This is a genomic window from Vibrio sp. Y29_XK_CS5 (assembly GCF_024181835.1).
In the GTDB taxonomy this organism is placed as follows: Bacteria; Pseudomonadota; Gammaproteobacteria; order Enterobacterales; family Vibrionaceae; genus Vibrio; species Vibrio harveyi.
Window position 1 is genome coordinate 654,251 of the sequence record NZ_JAMZAM010000002.1, and the last position, 16,889, is coordinate 671,139.

Annotated in this window: 12 protein-coding genes; 6 read left to right on the forward strand and 6 right to left on the reverse strand. The window is 43.8% G+C overall.

The window, feature by feature from the left end; genetic code table 11:
• Nucleotides 1-63 precede the first annotated feature (63 nt).
• From NL647_RS13170 to NL647_RS13185, 4 genes are all read left to right on the forward strand, one after another.
• Entirely contained in the window at nucleotides 64-1,326 is a 1,263-nt protein-coding gene (locus NL647_RS13170) for a DUF945 family protein (RefSeq protein WP_009698120.1), read from the forward strand.
• Between the two features lie 131 nt (nucleotides 1,327-1,457).
• Nucleotides 1,458-2,552 carry a 3-phosphoserine/phosphohydroxythreonine transaminase gene (gene serC, locus NL647_RS13175; protein WP_187992332.1) on the forward strand — a complete coding sequence of 365 codons (1,095 nt, stop codon included), beginning with the start codon at nucleotides 1,458-1,460 and terminating at the stop codon, nucleotides 2,550-2,552.
• Between the two features lie 167 nt (nucleotides 2,553-2,719).
• Nucleotides 2,720-3,889, forward strand: a complete 1,170-nt coding sequence (locus NL647_RS13180; protein WP_253650248.1) for an extracellular solute-binding protein — start codon at nucleotides 2,720-2,722, stop codon at nucleotides 3,887-3,889.
• Complete coding sequence (locus NL647_RS13185) at nucleotides 3,886-5,820, forward strand: diguanylate cyclase (RefSeq protein WP_029789428.1); 1,935 nt, start codon at nucleotides 3,886-3,888, stop codon at nucleotides 5,818-5,820. The genes NL647_RS13180 and NL647_RS13185 overlap by 4 nt, the downstream gene beginning before the upstream one ends.
• A 78-nt stretch (nucleotides 5,821-5,898) precedes the next feature.
• Here the strand turns inward: NL647_RS13185 and NL647_RS13190 are convergent, their stop codons facing one another.
• The 4 genes from NL647_RS13190 to dsdC form a co-directional block, all read right to left on the reverse strand.
• A complete protein-coding gene (locus NL647_RS13190; protein WP_005444511.1) occupies nucleotides 5,899-6,285 on the reverse strand; it encodes a hypothetical protein in 387 nt (128 codons plus the stop codon).
• A gap of 234 nt (nucleotides 6,286-6,519) precedes the next feature.
• On the reverse strand, nucleotides 6,520-7,533 hold the full coding sequence (locus NL647_RS13195; protein ID WP_017188162.1) for a helix-turn-helix domain-containing protein: 1,014 nt from the start codon (nucleotides 7,531-7,533) through the stop codon (nucleotides 6,520-6,522).
• A gap of 549 nt (nucleotides 7,534-8,082) precedes the next feature.
• Nucleotides 8,083-9,033, reverse strand: a complete 951-nt coding sequence (locus NL647_RS13200; RefSeq protein ID WP_050908859.1) for a helix-turn-helix domain-containing protein — start codon at nucleotides 9,031-9,033, stop codon at nucleotides 8,083-8,085.
• Nucleotides 9,034-9,215: 182 nt separating this feature from the next.
• The gene (dsdC, locus tag NL647_RS13205) at nucleotides 9,216-10,163 is read right to left on the reverse strand and encodes a DNA-binding transcriptional regulator DsdC (protein WP_005444507.1); all 948 of its coding nucleotides are present in this window, start codon (nucleotides 10,161-10,163) and stop codon (nucleotides 9,216-9,218) included.
• Between the two features lie 208 nt (nucleotides 10,164-10,371).
• On the opposite strand from dsdC, the gene dsdX reads away from it, so the two are divergent.
• Together dsdX and NL647_RS13215 are read left to right on the forward strand one after the other, a co-directional pair.
• On the forward strand, nucleotides 10,372-11,709 hold the full coding sequence (gene dsdX, locus NL647_RS13210) for a D-serine transporter DsdX (protein WP_026138392.1): 1,338 nt from the start codon (nucleotides 10,372-10,374) through the stop codon (nucleotides 11,707-11,709).
• A 15-nt stretch (nucleotides 11,710-11,724) separates the two neighbouring features.
• On the forward strand, nucleotides 11,725-13,056 hold the full coding sequence (locus NL647_RS13215) for a D-serine ammonia-lyase (RefSeq protein ID WP_253650249.1): 1,332 nt from the start codon (nucleotides 11,725-11,727) through the stop codon (nucleotides 13,054-13,056).
• Between the two features lie 260 nt (nucleotides 13,057-13,316).
• On the opposite strand, the gene cydC is transcribed toward NL647_RS13215, so the two are convergent.
• Together cydC and cydD are read right to left on the reverse strand one after the other, a co-directional pair.
• Nucleotides 13,317-15,038: a cysteine/glutathione ABC transporter ATP-binding protein/permease CydC gene (cydC, locus tag NL647_RS13220; RefSeq protein WP_172580552.1), complete on the reverse strand. Its 1,722-nt coding sequence runs from the start codon at nucleotides 15,036-15,038 to the stop codon at nucleotides 13,317-13,319.
• Nucleotides 15,031-16,818 (reverse strand): cysteine/glutathione ABC transporter permease/ATP-binding protein CydD, encoded by a 1,788-nt coding sequence (gene cydD, locus NL647_RS13225; protein ID WP_005444500.1) that lies wholly within the window; start codon nucleotides 16,816-16,818, stop codon nucleotides 15,031-15,033. The genes cydC and cydD overlap by 8 nt, the downstream gene beginning before the upstream one ends.
• Nucleotides 16,819-16,889: the final 71 nt, after the last annotated feature.

The window sequence follows — 16,889 nt, forward strand, 5'->3', positions numbered from 1 at the left end:
CTCAATGTTTTATCCGCTTTGGGTTTGGGTTAGACTGAGCACAAATACTCAATAAGTGACGTTATGGAAAATCTTAAAAAAATCGGTGCCATTGGTGGCGCTATTTCTCTTGCGCTGTGTTGGCCGTTAGCAGTTGGTCAAATTGGTCAAACTATCATTGAAGATGGCATCGCCAATATGAACGATGAAATGGTCAAAGGTGAAATTGTGGAATATGACCGCGGTTACCTGTCTTCGGTCGTTCTGACGCGTTACACCGTTGTCGACCCAGAAATCAAAGCGCAGCTTGAGCGTGATGGTCTTCCGACAGCTTTTGATGTGACCAGCGACGTAACACATGGTTTAACGAGCTTAAGTGCAGATTCTAAACTCGTCGACGCGGACTTCCTACCGTTGACGATGCACAGTAAAACACAGCTCAACGGAAACACGGATTTCACGCTTAACCTAGCAAGTTGGAATTACCAAAACGACGCTCAAGGTATGCACCTTTCATCTAGTCCTGCGCAAGTTAAAGGTAATGTGACTGTGCTGGGTGATTTAAACTACCAAGTGTCGATTCCTTCGGTACAAATCGACTTTGAAAATGGTGAAGAGATTCATCTAACAGAGCTGAAAGGTGAAGGCAAAGGTAAGCAAGCAAAAGGATACTGGCTAGGGGAGCAATCTTTCTCTCTACAAAAACTGGATATTGTTGATGCGCAACTTGCCCCGATGTTCCTAATCGAGAACGCAAGCTACAGTGGCAATACATCCCTGAATGAATCTGGCGACAAACTGAACACCCAGTTGGTATTAGACGCTAAGCAAATGCGTTTAACGGATGGTACAGACGTTGATAACTTCAAGCTTGATTTTGCTATCGGTGATATTGACAGCCAGTCGTTCGATCAAATTATGTCGATTTACCAAAGTTCGCCAATGCTAGATGAGCAAGAGATTCAAAAGCTGTTGCCGCATATTGATACTTTGTTTAGCAAAGGCTTTAACCTATCAGTCAACGAGCTATCTCTTGCATTTGGAGACGGCAAATTCCGTAATGAATGGCAATTATCCGTGCCGGAAGGTACCGACCACATCACGCAAGACCCGATGAAGCTAATGACAGCGACAAAAGGCTCGCTGAATACTTACTTCTCTGATGAGTTGGTGGATCTGTACCCATTCATTCAAGAAGGCGTTGACGAGTTGATGGTGATGGAACTTATTGAGAAAAAAGACAAGGGCTATGAACTAAAAGCACAAATTTCTGATGGGAAATTGAAGTTCGAAAATGGACAAGAATTTCCTTTAATCGCACTGCTTATGCCTGCATTGATGCAATAGAGAAGTTTACAAAGTAAGTTTTTAGCTTTTCCAGTTTAAAAAGAGGTCGTAAGACCTCTTTTCTTGTTTTTATCCCTGCAAAAACGTGATATTAATTTCGTAATCTTTACTTAGCAGGAGCAATGAGCATCATGGAACAAAATACGGACAACGTATTTAACTTCAGTGCAGGACCTGCAGGTCTGCCAAAAGCAGTCATGCAGCAAGCACAAAAGGAGCTAATCAACTGGCAAGGTCTTGGGACTTCAGTGATGGAAATCAGTCACCGAAGCAAAGAGTTCATTAAGGTTGCAGAAGAAGCAGAGCAAGACCTTCGTGATCTTTTAAATATCCCAGACAACTATAAAGTATTGTTTTGCCAAGGTGGTGCTCGTGCTCAATTTGCCGCTGTTCCACTAAACCTATTAGGTAGCGCGGAAACTGCGACTTACATTGATGGTGGTTACTGGGCAGAAAGCGCAGTAGCAGAAGCGAAAAAGTACTGTGAACCTGACGTGTTCAACGCAAAAACAGTGATTGACGGTAAAGCGGCAGTTCTACCTGCAACAGAATGGAAAATTTCGCCAGATGCGGCTTACGTCCATTTTTGCCCGAACGAGACCATTGATGGTATTGAAATCAACGATCTGCCAGTAACGGATAAACCAATTGTTGCAGATATGTCTTCGACCATTCTTTCTCGTGAAATTGATGTTTCTCAATACGGTGTCATTTACGCTGGTGCACAAAAGAACATTGGTCCATCAGGCATTGCAATTGCGATTGTTCGTGACGATCTTCTTGGTTTGGCGAAAGAAGTGCTACCGAGTATTCTTGACTACAAAGTGTTGGCAGAAAAAGAGTCGATGTTCAACACGCCTCCTACATTCGCTTGGTACTTATCAGGTCTAGTGTTTAAGTGGTTAAAAGAGCAAGGTGGCGTAAAAGCGATTGAGCAAGTAAACCGTGAAAAGGCAGCATTGCTATACGATTACATCGATCAGTCTGATTTCTACCGTAACGGAGTGCACACTGCGAACCGTTCTCTGATGAACGTACCGTTCCAACTAGCAAAACCAGAACTTGATGGCACATTCCTAGAGTTGGCAGATGCAAAAGGATTGAAGGCACTAAAAGGTCACCGTGCCGTTGGTGGTATGCGTGCATCAATTTACAACGCGATGCCGCTTGAAGGAGTGCAAGCTCTCGTGGACTTTATGCGTGAGTTCGAGCAAGAGTACGCTTAATCACTAACTGTGATATAATCTTTGAAAGCGTCGCAATTGCGGCGCTTTTTGCTTTCTATGGTAGGGTGAAGCACCAATGGAAGCACCCGCACATTTCCTGTCGGCGCTTTTGAATAAGCACCAGTCGTTCGCTACTTTTGTAATACCATCAATTTTCGAGAATTCTAGTGAGAAACCTGAGCCTGTTGTTATTTCTGTTTTCCTCCTTGGTCTCCGCTCAAGAGATCCAAGTTTGGAGTGGCATTGAATATTCTACCGTCGCAGAAATTAACGAGCGCTTCGAAGCCGAAACAGGCAACACATTCGCGATCAGAGAGTTCGATGTAAACAATATCCGTTCAGAACTACTACTCGCCAAGCAAACTGGTATTACCGTGCCTGATGTTATTTGGGTTCCTTCTGATTTCTTGGGACTACATGACTACTTTGATCTCGCCCAAATTCCGCCAAGCTGGTTAGAAGAGAAAAGCATAGAGCCAAAAGCTCTGGAACTCGTCACCGTGGACGACGCCATTTATGGGGTACCGCTTGGTTTAGGTAATCACTTGGTTTTGTATGTGAATACGAAGCTGACCAACGAAGTACAGCCAACTTGGGAAAAGCTTATTGAAGATGCCAAACAGGGCAAAAGCACGCTCGCAATGCAGTATCCGAACATGTACTTCTTGATGTCGTTTGTGCCTATGTTTTCCGATCATAGAACGCAACCTATCACCGATATTGATGTTGGTGCACTGGCGGCGGCTCTTAAGTTTTATGGTCGTTTACCTAAAGAAGGTGTGGTGATTGATGATTACAACCAAGATCAAGCGCGAGCGTTGTTCATTGAAGGGAAAGCGCCATATCTCATTGATGGTGATTGGGCGCTAGGTGAGCTGAAGCAACACTTCTCAACAGAACTCAGAATCAGCAGTTTACCGACGTACAATAATCACCACATGCACTCACTGAGTGGCGGTAAGGTGTTGGCATTTAATGCTGAAGCAATGCGCAATCCGGCGAAGAAAAAAGCAATGCGTACTCTGGCGATGATCGTACAAAAGCCGGAGTTTATTGAAGACGTCATCATCAACCAGAACTTGATCTCTACCAATCGCTCAATCAACCGCAAATGGTATGACGAAGAGAACACCTACTATAGCGATTTGTACAAAGAGCTGACCCCCGCTTATGCCATGCCAAGTACCGTAGAAATGGCGGTGACTTGGGAAGCGTTGATTCGCGGATATAAGCGCTACAAAGCAGGCATGCCTGCACACGGCGCCGCTCAATTTGTGGTGGACTTCATCAATAAACATTCAAATCACATTCACAAGAGTAGGAAAGCATCCTTATGATAAGTTTGCGTAGCATCTTAACTTTGATTGTGGTGGTAGGGTCGTTACTGCCTGCTTATTGGGTGGGCACCAGTATGATCGATAAGCACCAAACCGATTTGTTGGTGCAAAAAGAACTTAAACTGGAAAATACCAATCAAGGTATCCAAGAAACGATAGGTGAAGACCTGACCTTTGTGGCGAACTTAACTCGCTGGTATTCCAAGGATCGCTTACTCGTTCAAGGCATGGATAACGTCCTGTATTCATCCATTATCTGGCAAATGATAGAGACATTTGAAGAGTTGGCGGTCAATGTCAGTACGACTTACATTATCGATAAAAACTGGCAACCAATGTACGAAAGCAATGGCTCAGTATATCACCTAGAAAACAGTAAGCTGCTGACCAAAATTCGAGCCGCTGAAGACATTTATAAGCAAGGTAAGATGTATCACAGTACTTACTTTGATGAGGGGCTGGTATTAAATGGGGGGCAAAGTGGTATCGCCTTTGTCAGCCCGTTACTGCCGTACACGCTGCTGCCAGGTTCAGAGTATGAGCCGCAAGGTTATTTGGTTGTTTTAGTGTCATATCAGGATTTAATCCGAATTTCGCAACCATTCTTATATGCTCAAGAAAGCGTTAACTTCCACTATGGTGCGGTGAGTAATACCAAGGGGGATACCACGCATCATTTGAGTAAAATTACCGTCCAGAACAACAGTTTTGTGAAGCCATTAGAAGTGACTATGATTCACACTGTGTCAGACGCAGCACGAAACCAAGAACTGACGCAATCGAAGCAACAGCTATTAAATATCATCATTGCGACCTTGGTTGTGACGCTATGCATTGCGATTGTGGCAAGCCGATGGCTTACAGAACCTATTCGTCAGATGGAAGTGGTCGTGCGTCGATTTAAAACGAATAAACGACCAGATTTATCGCCTAAGCGTTTTCAATTTAAAGAGTTTAGACAGTTGATGAGCCTATTGGATTCGCTTTGGGCGCAATTGACCAGTCAGATGGATGAGTTGGAAGTACGAAACAAAGCGCTGCGAAACGCCAACCAACAAGTTCAAGATACTAACGCGCAACTTGCGAACTTCAACCAAAAGCTAGAGCATCGAGTTGAAGAGCAAACGGCGGAGTTGCGGGCAAACTTAACACGCGAAGAAGCGCACCAAGCAAAACTCATGACGCTGATTAACTTTACCACTAGCCATGCAGGGGTAGGGTTCCATGCGATTCCGGAAGTGATTAATTCAGGGCTCTCCCGCTTGTTTCCAGACTCAGACATGCGCTTTAGTTTTGAAAAACCGCGCAGCGAAAATGCGAAAACCATGCGATCTTCTACGGGAGCTGAAATTGGTTACTTCTGTTATGGCAATTATGTCATGACAGGAGAAGATCGCATTTTATTGGAGCTATTTAAGAAGCAGTTATACTCGTGGCTGGAGTTAGAAGATTTCGCACGTCGAGACAAACTCTCAAAGTGCTTTAATCGTAAGGCGTTTGACGAAGACTATGAGTTTGCTTGCCAATCAGTCATTCAAGGACATTGGCAATCTATGGCTATTATTGTGATTGATATAAACGGCTTAAAAAACCTCAATGACAATTATGGGCACGACCGTGGTGATGTTTTGATTGCTAAGTCAACGCAACTCATCAAGTCGGTTCTCAACGGAAAATCCTTGTTGTACAGAATTGGTGGTGATGAATTTGCCGTCATTGCAAAAGACTTGAGTATTGACGCTCTAAACGAGTTGATTACACGTCTTGAGGTATCTCAACAGAATAAGTGGGTTGAGCTATCTGAGCATAACCGCTACCCAGTTCAGTTTTCTGTTGGAGGGGCTTCAAGTGAATCTGTGTCGATTGAAAATCTGTTTTCGATCGCGGATGAAGCTATGTATGAGAAAAAACGCGCCTTCTATCAGAAGTAATAACGAGTAATCGCAGACAGAAAAGCCCTTGTTCTTGCCGAATTAAGGGCTTTTTCGTATCCGGTTTTAAACGTTAGGTTAGTTAAGGTGCAGAGTCAGAGGTTTCGCGATAGCAATGGATTCAATCGGTGAGTCATCATCGAGAGGATAGGAGATACTAGAGCTGACAATGCCTGCATTATATAGGCAATAGACGATATCAAGTTTGATATTATTTTGTTTAAGTTCGATGCCCGTCAATACTGAATCACAGTCAGCTATTTCAGATAAATTTACCGCTTTTTGTAGTGAGATTTTTAATAGACGATCTTCCGCTTCATAGCTGAATGCTCTTACTGCAAAGTCATCAATATCAATGATGGATTGGTTTTCTTCATTAGTGTCTAGAAATATTGGATTAACTTTATCCCGATATTGAATTGAGAGTGTCCCGTGCAAATCAAATGGATAGCGAATCTTTTTCATGCGTTTCACCTGCTAATAAATTAAAGCGCTTGGGTATAGATCTTAACGACTTAGATGTTGAGCAGGATAGCATTTGAGAATTGATGAGCATCTTGATTGCTAAGTGATATAGCGGCAATCATTTGAATGCCGCTATAGAGCTGTGAACCGTTATCAGAAGTCAAAGATAGCGATATGAAGGCACAGTGAATCTAAACTAACAATCGACAGCAAAGCGTAAAAGCCGGTATTTGTTTAACAAATGCAATTAGGGTGTTCTGTACAACTGTCACATTGGCGATGAGTACAAACACCACAACACGTCAATAAATAGAGAAATTCTGGCTGAATAAACAGCTCACTGGTTTCAATATACATGATTGCGCGAGTATAGCGTTTAGCGCCAACTTTGATTGCACCTACCGGGCTTTCTCCTTCGTAAGCCGCAACACTAAAGCCCATTTTAAACATCACATCGACCGAGCTCTTTAAAGTGACACTTGCGTAATAATGATGGATATGCGCGTTTTGAGCCAAGAAAGTGAACTCTGTATGCAGCTGTTTACGAAATACGCGTTCATTTTTGGAGTGCTGACTGATGGCGTAGTAAGAATATACTCCTTTCTCTCTCAATGGCTTGGTTAATCTAAGGTCAATCGTGTCGATAGGTAAGCGTTGCTTTTTAGTTCTATCTAGCTCATTTTCCAATGTGGGCACAGTAAAAAACATACCAATGTTATGACCGACTAGCTCACCTTTGGAAAGGTATTTATAAGCAATTGCTCGATTGTCTTTCTGATATTCAACCAAATCAATAGTCGCAAGACTATGTTTAATATTTAAAGACTTAAGCTGATTATGAAAGTTGTTCAGACTATTAATGAATTCTTGCTCATTATTTTGGCTCAGTTCTTCCTCTTCAATATGATCATACACAACAGGGTAAGCATTTTTGTAGTCAATCCCTGAGATGATAGACATTGCGTCTTGGTATCTTTGTTTCAAAGACAATTCAAACTGTTCAACCTCGTCTTTTAAAGGCGTATCTAACCCTAAATTACAAAGGTATGGCAGCAGGTTGTTTTCAAATGCACGAAGCACTCTGACTCGTCGGCTTAGACTCGGTTGAGTGATTCCTCTTTCCCATCGGCTAAAAGTAACACAGTCTATATTTGCTAAATCACCACCTAATAGATTTAGTCTTATTGATGCTTGCTCCTGAGTTAACCCTAATGTGGTTCTTATTGATTTTAGATAACTCCCGAACACTTTACTTCCCCCATAGGTTTAAAACATGTCCATAGCTAATTGTTATTTTTCGTTTAAGTTATGTGCATGACATTTCTCTGCCAAATGTGTCAATTTTGAGAAATGGTATTCCGGTACGGTACAATCATTTAAAATTGATGAGACATATAGGAAGTTGGAAATGCATTAATATTTATGTCGTGCTGCTCATAAATATCATGCAAATCGTATTATGTTTGTCGTTTAATTGAGAAGGCATTGTGCGTATTCTATAGGCATGAGATGCCTAGTTGAAAATGAAGGATATTATTTTGCATTCATATAACCATATGAATAATAATGATTTTATTGTTTTATTTGTCAATGTCCAAACAAAAATAATTGAATTTTAATTCGAGCTAATATTTTTTGCCATTATCTTAAAAATGAGAAATGTTCATCAAAGAGAATATATTTCATAAGAAAATAATAGGTATTAATGGAATGGTGTTCTTTAGGTGAATTTCAACCTCTTATACGTAGGAATATACGAACTAAAGCCATTAATAACGTTGCATAGTCATTTTATATTTATCTTTGAGCAGCCATGTTGGTTTGATGTTGGTGGAGCAGGTAGATCATCGCTGGCTGAGCTAACAGCACGGCAGTATCCAATTTCAATAAACACTTTCGATATGCTTTTCGACCGATTTTGACAGAGCCGGTCCGAGCTGGGCTGTCATACGCGACTTTTTTTGCACCAAGGTCCACTAGATAATCACTGAATTTGTTATCGAAGGCATAGTAGTAAATCTCAGTAATATTGGATTTGCTCGCGATGTAATCCACAAACGTTGGGTGCAGTGTCATGAAGACTTGTTCACTCATGGCATAACGACTCAAACAACACATGGCGAATTGATACTGCTCCGAATAAGACCGCACGAGCTCAAATGGCAGTGTTTGGTTAGGATTGGTAAAGTGTTCGTCGAGGTCCTTTGTTTTAAATAAGAAGGAAATTGAATGTCCTTTTACCTTGTTGGACTCACTATCTCTATACACCTTGGCTATCAATTTGTTTTCTTCATCTAATGCTAAGAAATCAAGGTCCAGCATTCCTGGGTAGTGAGCATCGGCATTTAGGAAGAAGTTATGCAACCGTGGGAGGTGAGTGTCGATGTCATGAGCAAAGAGTGCCTCTTCGATAATAGGCGCTTCTTCTTGGGGTTTTAATTCTTCATATCCAGAAGAAAGTAATAGTGCTTTTTGTGAGTAGTAACGTTCATAAATGATATCGTCCAAAAACGTTTCGTTCTCCGGCGAAGGCAAAGAGAGCAAAAAAGGTCTGAGATCTAAGGTAAGCTCACGTAGCACTTTAATTGCTTTGACGGTCTTAGGAGCCGTTGCATTCCTTTCCCAGCGACTAATAGTGACTGAATCCACAGATGAAAACTCTGGATTTGCCAAGTTTAATTTTGTCGCAAGCTCCCTTTGCGTTAATCCAAGTTGATATCTCAATTGCTTTAGATAATCACCGAACATTAACTACCTCACCAAGTTTGTTCTGTTTGGGGTATTGATTGTTGGGTCATTATAGGGAGAGACAGACAAAGCTCAAGCATCAGCGCTTTCTAATGAAGGCGCTGGTTTTTCAGTCAGCCTTAACATTTATTTGTGACGCGAAATCGGCGCGTGAAGTAATAGATCTTCTGAATCGTTTTCTCTTATATTCTCGTTATACTGATTTGCTCAATTAGCCAGTTAATAAAAAGCTCAAGCTTTCGAGAATGTTTTTCGTTAGCCGTAACGACATAATATTTCTGTTTGCATTGCAGAGTTTGGTTTCTAAAAGGGGTGATCAGTTCGCCGGATTTAAGTCGTTTTTCCACCAGCGATAATCGACCGATAGCAACCCCCGCATTGTGCATAGCAGCACTGACGGCTAAATCGGATCTGTCGAATGAAATGCTTGGAATAGCGTCAATGTCTGTTATGCCATTTTGCTTTGCCCACAGTGTCCATTCATCGTGATGGGAGTTGTAATCCCATGCTTGGTTGTCGTGAAGTAGGGTGGCGTTTACCAAATTCGCTGGCTTTTCAAATAGGTTAAATTGTTCTGCATATGTTTGAGTACAGACCGGGATTATCTCTTCGCTCATCAATTCTTTCGACCACAACTTTTCTGGCATTTGCTCATCGAAATAGATCGCGGCATCGATGCCATAACCTTGGAAATTGACGTTCTCATTGCCAGTAAGAATATTCAGCTCGATGGAAGGGTGCTTTTGCTTAAATAGGTACAACCTAGGCACAAGCCAACATTGTGCAAAAGAAGGGCGGGAGTAAATCGTCAGCTCTCCGGAGACTTCGCCATTTCTGACTTCCATGACCTCTTGGTTTAACTCGTTGAGCGTTCTGTTCAAGGCGAGATAAATACGTTCCCCTTCTTCAGTGAGCGTGATTTTTCGGTGAGAGCGGGTAAACAAGGCAATGCCAAGTTCTTCTTCTAGCTTGTTGATACGGTGAGAGATGGCGCTGGGCGTCATGGAGAGTTCTTCTGCTGCAAGAGAAAATGAACTGTGTCGTGCTGCCACTTCAAAAGTATGAAGCTTGGAAAGTTGAAAACTATTGATGCGTTGGTTCTTGGCGAAAATATTATCTCTGGTGTACATGTGCGTTATTGAGCCGAACTTGATAGAACACATAATAACGGCGTTGTTATAGTTGGATTCACCTATTGGTCGAAAAATTTACTAAACGTCGTATAAATCACGCTTTTGTTTAAATTTACTTCATCTAAAGGTGAGTTTTGATCGTTTGTCAGGGCTATGGATTCCTCGTTTAATTGCAGTCAATTAAAACAACAACATAGGTCTGAACATGGAATCCAACCTTTGGGTCATTACTACCCTCATAACGAGTATCTTAATGATCGTTTTTGCGATCGTTAAGTTTAAACTCCATCCTTTTTTAGCGCTGTTACTCGCCAGTTTTTACGTTGGTGGGATGATGGGCATGCAACCTTTAGAGATGGTCAGTGCTATCGAAAGTGGCATTGGCGGCACTCTTGGTTTTCTTGCTGTCGTGATTGGTTTAGGCACCATACTTGGCAAGATGATGGAAGTGTCTGGGGCCGCTGAGCGAATTGGGCTTACCCTACAAAAGATTCGCTGGCTATCACCTGAAGTCATTATGGTGTTAATCGGCCTTGTTTGCGGAATTACCCTATTCGTAGAAGTTGGCGTGGTGCTGTTAATTCCACTGGCTTTTTCGATTGCGAAAAAAACCAATACCTCACTTTTAAATCTCGCCATTCCGCTTTGTACCGCCTTGATGGCAGTGCACTGTATTGTTCCTCCACACCCTGCCGCATTGTTTGTGACCAATGAGCTTGGTGCTGATATCGGTTCTGTGATTTTCTATGGCTTACTCATAGGTTTGGTTGCGTCTTTAGTTGGCGGTCCGCTGTTCTTGAAGATGATGGGTGCTCGTCTACCTTTCAAAACCGTACCTGAAGAGTTCACCTCATTAGAAGTGAAAGATGAATCACAATTACCATCTTTGGGGGCGACGCTATTCACCGTGATGTTACCTATTGCGCTGATGCTGTTAAAAACGGCGGCAGAACTCAATATGGAACATGGCAGTGCGCTGTACACCACTTTGGAGTTTATCGGTAACCCAATTACAGCAATGTTTATCGCCGCTTTTGTTGCTTATTACATGTTAGGTATTAAGCAGAACATGGGCATGAGTGTACTGCTTGAGAAAACGGAAGGTGCATTTTCTTCGATTGCCAACATCTTGCTGATTATTGGCGCTGGTGGTGCATTCAACGGCGTATTAAAGGGCAGTGGTTTGGCGGATGTATTGGCACAGTTACTTTCTAATCTCGATATGCATCCGATCCTTCTTGCATGGCTTGTCGCGATTATTCTGCATGCGGCAGTGGGCTCTGCCACCGTTGCCATGATGGGCGCGACGGCAATTGTGGCTCCATTACTCCCACTTTATCCGAACGTAAGTCCAGAAATCATTACTCTGGCTATAGGCTCTGGCGCAATTGGTTGTACGATAGTGACCGATTCGCTCTTTTGGTTGGTGAAGCAATATTGCGGAGCCACGATGACAGAAATCTTCAAGTACTACACGACAGCGACATTCATTGCCTCTTTTGTTGCATTAGCAGGCACATTCCTTCTGTCGTACATGATCTAATAAAGGTAAACAATAATGACTACGCATAACGTAAACGCACTAGTAGCAGAATTCCCTTTGGTTGAGCGACTCATTGGGTTAGAAGAGGTGGTTTGGTTCAACCCAAATATCACCACACTTGAAGAAGGTCTGCCGTACGTTGGTTTAGGTGCAGCCAACATCAAAGACGCGAGTGAACGACTAAAACGCTTTGCTCCATACTTAATGAAAGCCTTCCCAGAAACGGTGGCTTCTAACGGAATTATTGAATCGAACGTTGTTGACATCGACAAGATGAAGTCCTGCTTGGAAGCGCAATACGGCACTCAAATTCTTGGACGTTTGATGCTGAAAAAAGACAGTCATTTGCCTATTTCAGGATCAATAAAGGCGCGTGGTGGCATCTATGAAGTGCTAACACATGCAGAGAAGTTGGCGATTGAAGCTGGGCTTCTAAGTGAAAGTGATGATTACAGCAAATTGTTCAGTGAAGAGTTTCGTCAGTTCTTTCAGCAGTACAGCATTGCCGTAGGTTCGACAGGGAATCTAGGTATGTCTATCGGCATCATGAGTGCAAAACTTGGCTTCTCGGTATCGGTTCATATGTCAGCGGATGCACGAGAGTGGAAGAAAAACAAGCTGCGTTCTCATGGCGTAAACGTGGTGGAGTACGAGCAAGATTACGGTGTTGCTGTAGAGCAGGGACGCAAAGAAGCGGAGAAAGATCCAACTTGCTTCTTTATTGATGATGAGAACTCTCAGACCTTGTTCTTAGGTTATTCCGTTGCAGGCGAACGCTTGAAGCAACAGTTTGATGATATGGGTATCATCGTTGACGCGGAGCACCCTCTGTTCGTTTACCTACCTTGTGGGGTGGGCGGTGGCCCTGGTGGTGTGGCGTTTGGCTTGAAGATGGCATTTGGTGACCACGTTCATTGTATCTTCGCGGAGCCGACACACTCTCCGTGTATGCTGCTTGGGGTGCACACTGGCTTACATGATGACATCGCGGTGCAAGATCTTGGTATCGACAACATTACTGCCGCTGATGGTCTAGCGGTAGGGCGTGCGTCTGGTTTTGTGGGACGAGCAATGGAAAGACTGCTTGATGGTTACTACACCATGACGGATGAGCGCATGTACCATCATCTATGTGAGCTAAGTGAACAAGAAGACATTCGTTTAGAGCCTTCTGCGTTGGCGGGCATGATGGGAGCAGTTCACGTTTCACAAGACCAAGTTTACCAAGCTCGAATGCAATTTAGTGAAGATAAGATGAAGAACGCCATTCACCTAGTTTGGGCTACGGGTGGCGGCATGGTGCCAGAGGCTGAAATGTCGGCGTACCTTGCGAAATCTGGTCGGTAATCGAGTTTACTCTTGCTTTGGGAACTGTGAGACTAATACCAATCGTAGCAAATAACTGGTCATTCTAGCTGGTTATAACGCTTGATAACTTTGTTTACTTTTCGTTTCAAAGTAAGTTAATTGTAGAGTAACTACTTATCGAAAATTTTAGCCTTGTTCTCAAGCGTTTTTCCTGCGCTAACTTTGAACACTTGCTTACTGTGATTGGTATAAAAAAGGGCTCATCAATGGATGAGCCCTTTGCTTATGTTAATTCCAGACTACAGAGATTGTAATAGCTGGTGGTAACGACCTTTCTCAGCTAGTAGCGCTTGGTGGCTACCTTGTTCGATGATCTCGCCTTGCTCCATCAGACAGATGTTGTCCATACTCTCTAGCTCAATCAAACGGTGGGTGATAAATACCACGGTTTTGTTCGCAAAGTGCTCTTTGAACAATGCCATTACCGTTTGCTCTGTGCGTTTGTCTAGACCTTCAGTTGGTTCATCAAGAAGCAGGATTGGGGCATCACGCAATAGAGCGCGCGCAATACCAATTCGACGCTTTTCACCACCAGACAGTTGACGTCCGCCATCACCTAACCAAGCGTTCAATCCTGGCTCTTCTAAGAGATTCGCCAAGTCCACTTTGGTCAGAATATCAGCTAGCTGCTCGTCCGAGGCTTCAGGGGCTGCAAGCAGCAGGTTGTCACGTAATGTGCCATTAAGAACATCAACACGTTGGCTTACTACTGTGATTGCCGCGCGCAGATCAGATTCACTCCAATCTTGCAGAGGTGCGCCACCGATGCTCACTTGACCCTGGTTTACATCCCAGTAGCGACAAAGCAATTGAATAAGTGTTGATTTACCTGAACCAGTTTGACCAACAATCGCCGTTTTCGAGCCCAGTGGCAGTGATAGCGTTAGATCTTTCAGTACTTTTTGCTGACCATCAGGGTAGGTGAAATCTACCTTACTGAACTCAATATCTAACGGCTTATCTTCGCGTTTAGAACGTTCAGGGAAGATAACGTCTGGTTCAGCTAGCGTGATTTCGTTTAATCGACGTGCTGAAGTCAGTGTTTGACCTAGGTATTGGAAAGCACCGGCGATTGGCATCAGAATTTCAAAGCTCGCCATGGTGGCAAATGCGAACAGCGCAATCCAAGGATCTGGTGCACGACCACCAACGCCATCCGCAGCAAACCACAGCATCGCAACGAGCGTTAAACCATTCGCTAGCATCAGCAGGCCAGACGCCATGCCCGTTAGGTTCGCGTTGACAAACTGGTTGGATAGCAGTTGTTTTTGCTTCTCAAGAATCACATTGCGGTAGCGCTCTTCTGCGCCGAATAAGCTTAGTTCGCTGTAACCTTGCAACCAGTCTAATGTTGCCACGCGTAGCTGTGCTTTATTTTGTGTCAGATGTTCGCCGTTATGCTTACCCAGTTTGTAGAACAGTACCGGCCACACTAACAGCATTACCGTTAGAATACCGCCAAGCAATAGGGCAAGATGCCAGTCAAAGAAAGCAAGCACTGCGGTTAGCGACAAGATGCCGAATACGCCAACAATCACAGGGCTGATAAGACGCAAATAAACATGATCCATTGCATCTACATCCGCCACTAGACGGTTTAGTAAGTCTGCATCACGCAAAGTCGAAACACGACCGGGGATCAACGGCGCAAGCTTCTTGAAGAAGAAGATACGTAGATCCGTTAGTAGCTTGAAGGTTGCATTGTGGCTAACCACTCGTTCACCCCAACGACCTGCCGTACGTGCCATTGCCGCACCACGAACACCTGCGCCAGGCAACATGTAGTTAAAGGTCTCGCGAGCTATGGTCAATCCTGCCACAGCAGCAGCCGAAATAAACCAGCCTGATAAGGTTAGCAGACCAATGGAAGCGGCCAGTGTTAGGAAAGCCAGTAGCATACCCAGCGACAAACCAAACCAGTGCTTTTTATACAGTTTTAGATAAGGGAGTAAATCACGCATCTAAGTTCCCCTTGTCTGATTCACGTTGAGCTAGGTTGGCAGCCAACATTTCTTTAAATAAACCATCTTGAGATGCCAGAGTTTCGTAATCACCACGTTGGACAATTTGACCTTCTTGCATCACCAAAATCTGAGACACATTTTGCAGTGGTGCCAATTGGTGAGTGATCATCAAGTTAGTGGTGGATTCGGTGTATTTACCGATGCCTTCCATCACAAGTTTCTCGCTCCGAGCATCCAAGCTGGCGGTTGGCTCATCGAGTAACCAAAAACGCCCGTTTTGTAGCATCGCACGCGCAAGTGCAAGACGCTGTGCCTGACCAACAGATAGACCACCGGAGCGGTCAGAAATTTGGTAATCCAAGCCATGCATTTCAACAAACTCTGCGGCGTGAGAGTCGTTGAGTACTGAATGGACTTGTTGGTCTTGAATATCTTGCTTGCCCAAGGTGACGTTGTCACGAATGCTGCCATGTAAAAGCATCGGGTTTTGCCCAATCCAACTGATGGCTTTTCGCCATGTAGACAAGTCCAACTCAGATAATTCACAACCGTTAACTTTCAGACTGCCCTTGTATGGCATAAAGCCAAGGATGGTGTTCACTAAGCTGGTTTTACCTGCACCACTAGGGCCAACTAATGCCGTGCTTTGGTTGGCGTCTAAAGAGAAGGTTAGGGGACCGACGAGTTGTTTGCCTTCTGGACTGAAGATAACAAGGTCACTGGCTTCGATGTGAATCGCTGCGTTTTGCTCAACGACTTTATTGCCGTCTTTCACTTGGTCAACGTCTAGCTCTAAGAACTCAACGATGCTTTCTGCTGCACCGACTGCTTGCTGCTTCGCATGATAGAAAGTGCCTAGATCGCGCAGTGGTTGATAGAATTCAGGCGCAAGGATCAGAATAAACAAACCGGCGAAGAGGGTTACGCCAGCGCCGTAATAGCCGAAGTTCAGTTCACCGATGTAGCTGAAACCGAAGTATACCGCAGTAATCGCAATTGAAATCGAAGTGAAGAACTCAAGCACGGCAGAAGATAGAAAGGCAATCTTCAAGACATCCATCGTACGTGTACGGAAGACTTCTGATGCCCCTTTTAATGTCTCGGTTTCTGACTTAGTGCGATCGAACAAACGAATCGTTGTCATCGCTTGTAAGCGGTCGTAGAAATGCCCAGAAAGACGTTGTAGCGCTTTGAAGTTCTTGCGGTTTGCGTCAGCGGCTTTCATACCAACCAAGGCCATAAACATTGGGACCAATGGCGCAGTTACTAGGAAAATTAAACCCGCTGCCCAGTTAATAGGGAAGACCACCACCAGAATGATGAAAGGCACCAATACAGACAACGACATTTGTGGAAGGTAGCGAGAGAAGAAATCTTGCATATCTTCTACTTGCTCTAAAATCAGAGTTGCCCAACTGCCCGCTGGTTTGCCTTTGATGTAAGCAGGACCAAGTTGGTGGACTTTATCGAGAATCAGTTGACGAATATAAACGCGGATTTGTTCACCACAACGGTATCCCGCAATTTCGCGTCCCCAAGTACAGGCTGCGCGACCAACAACGGTGACTCCTAATCCGACGAAGTGCCAAACAAGTTCACTTTTGTCGACATGCTCAATGATTAACTGGTGGAGAATGGAGGCGAGCAGGGCTGCTTGAGCCAATAAAAACACGCTTGATAGTACGCCTAGGCCTATCGCAACCATCAGCCAGCGCTTGGCTAACTTACTTTGTTGCTTAAGCCACTTATTCAAGCTGCTTTGCTTTTTCTTATCCATCGTGAAGGCTTAATGATAATTGTTTTAATGAGGCGGTAGTATACAAAAGAAAACCCAGCGGGAATACCGCT

Excerpts from the sequence above, each read along its gene's own strand:
- cydC (WP_172580552.1), bottom strand. The coding sequence starts at position 15,038 with ATGCGTGATTTACTCCCTTATCTAAAACTGTATAAAAAGCACTGGTTT.
- NL647_RS13215 (WP_253650249.1), top strand. The coding sequence starts at position 11,725 with ATGACTACGCATAACGTAAACGCACTAGTAGCAGAATTCCCTTTGGTT.
- serC (WP_187992332.1), top strand. The coding sequence starts at position 1,458 with ATGGAACAAAATACGGACAACGTATTTAACTTCAGTGCAGGACCTGCA.
- NL647_RS13200 (WP_050908859.1), bottom strand. The coding sequence starts at position 9,033 with ATGTTCGGTGATTATCTAAAGCAATTGAGATATCAACTTGGATTAACG.
- NL647_RS13170 (WP_009698120.1), top strand. The coding sequence starts at position 64 with ATGGAAAATCTTAAAAAAATCGGTGCCATTGGTGGCGCTATTTCTCTT.
- dsdX (WP_026138392.1), top strand. The coding sequence starts at position 10,372 with ATGGAATCCAACCTTTGGGTCATTACTACCCTCATAACGAGTATCTTA.
- NL647_RS13190 (WP_005444511.1), bottom strand. The coding sequence starts at position 6,285 with ATGAAAAAGATTCGCTATCCATTTGATTTGCACGGGACACTCTCAATT.
- dsdC (WP_005444507.1), bottom strand. The coding sequence starts at position 10,163 with ATGTACACCAGAGATAATATTTTCGCCAAGAACCAACGCATCAATAGT.
- cydD (WP_005444500.1), bottom strand. The coding sequence starts at position 16,818 with ATGGATAAGAAAAAGCAAAGCAGCTTGAATAAGTGGCTTAAGCAACAA.
- NL647_RS13185 (WP_029789428.1), top strand. The coding sequence starts at position 3,886 with ATGATAAGTTTGCGTAGCATCTTAACTTTGATTGTGGTGGTAGGGTCG.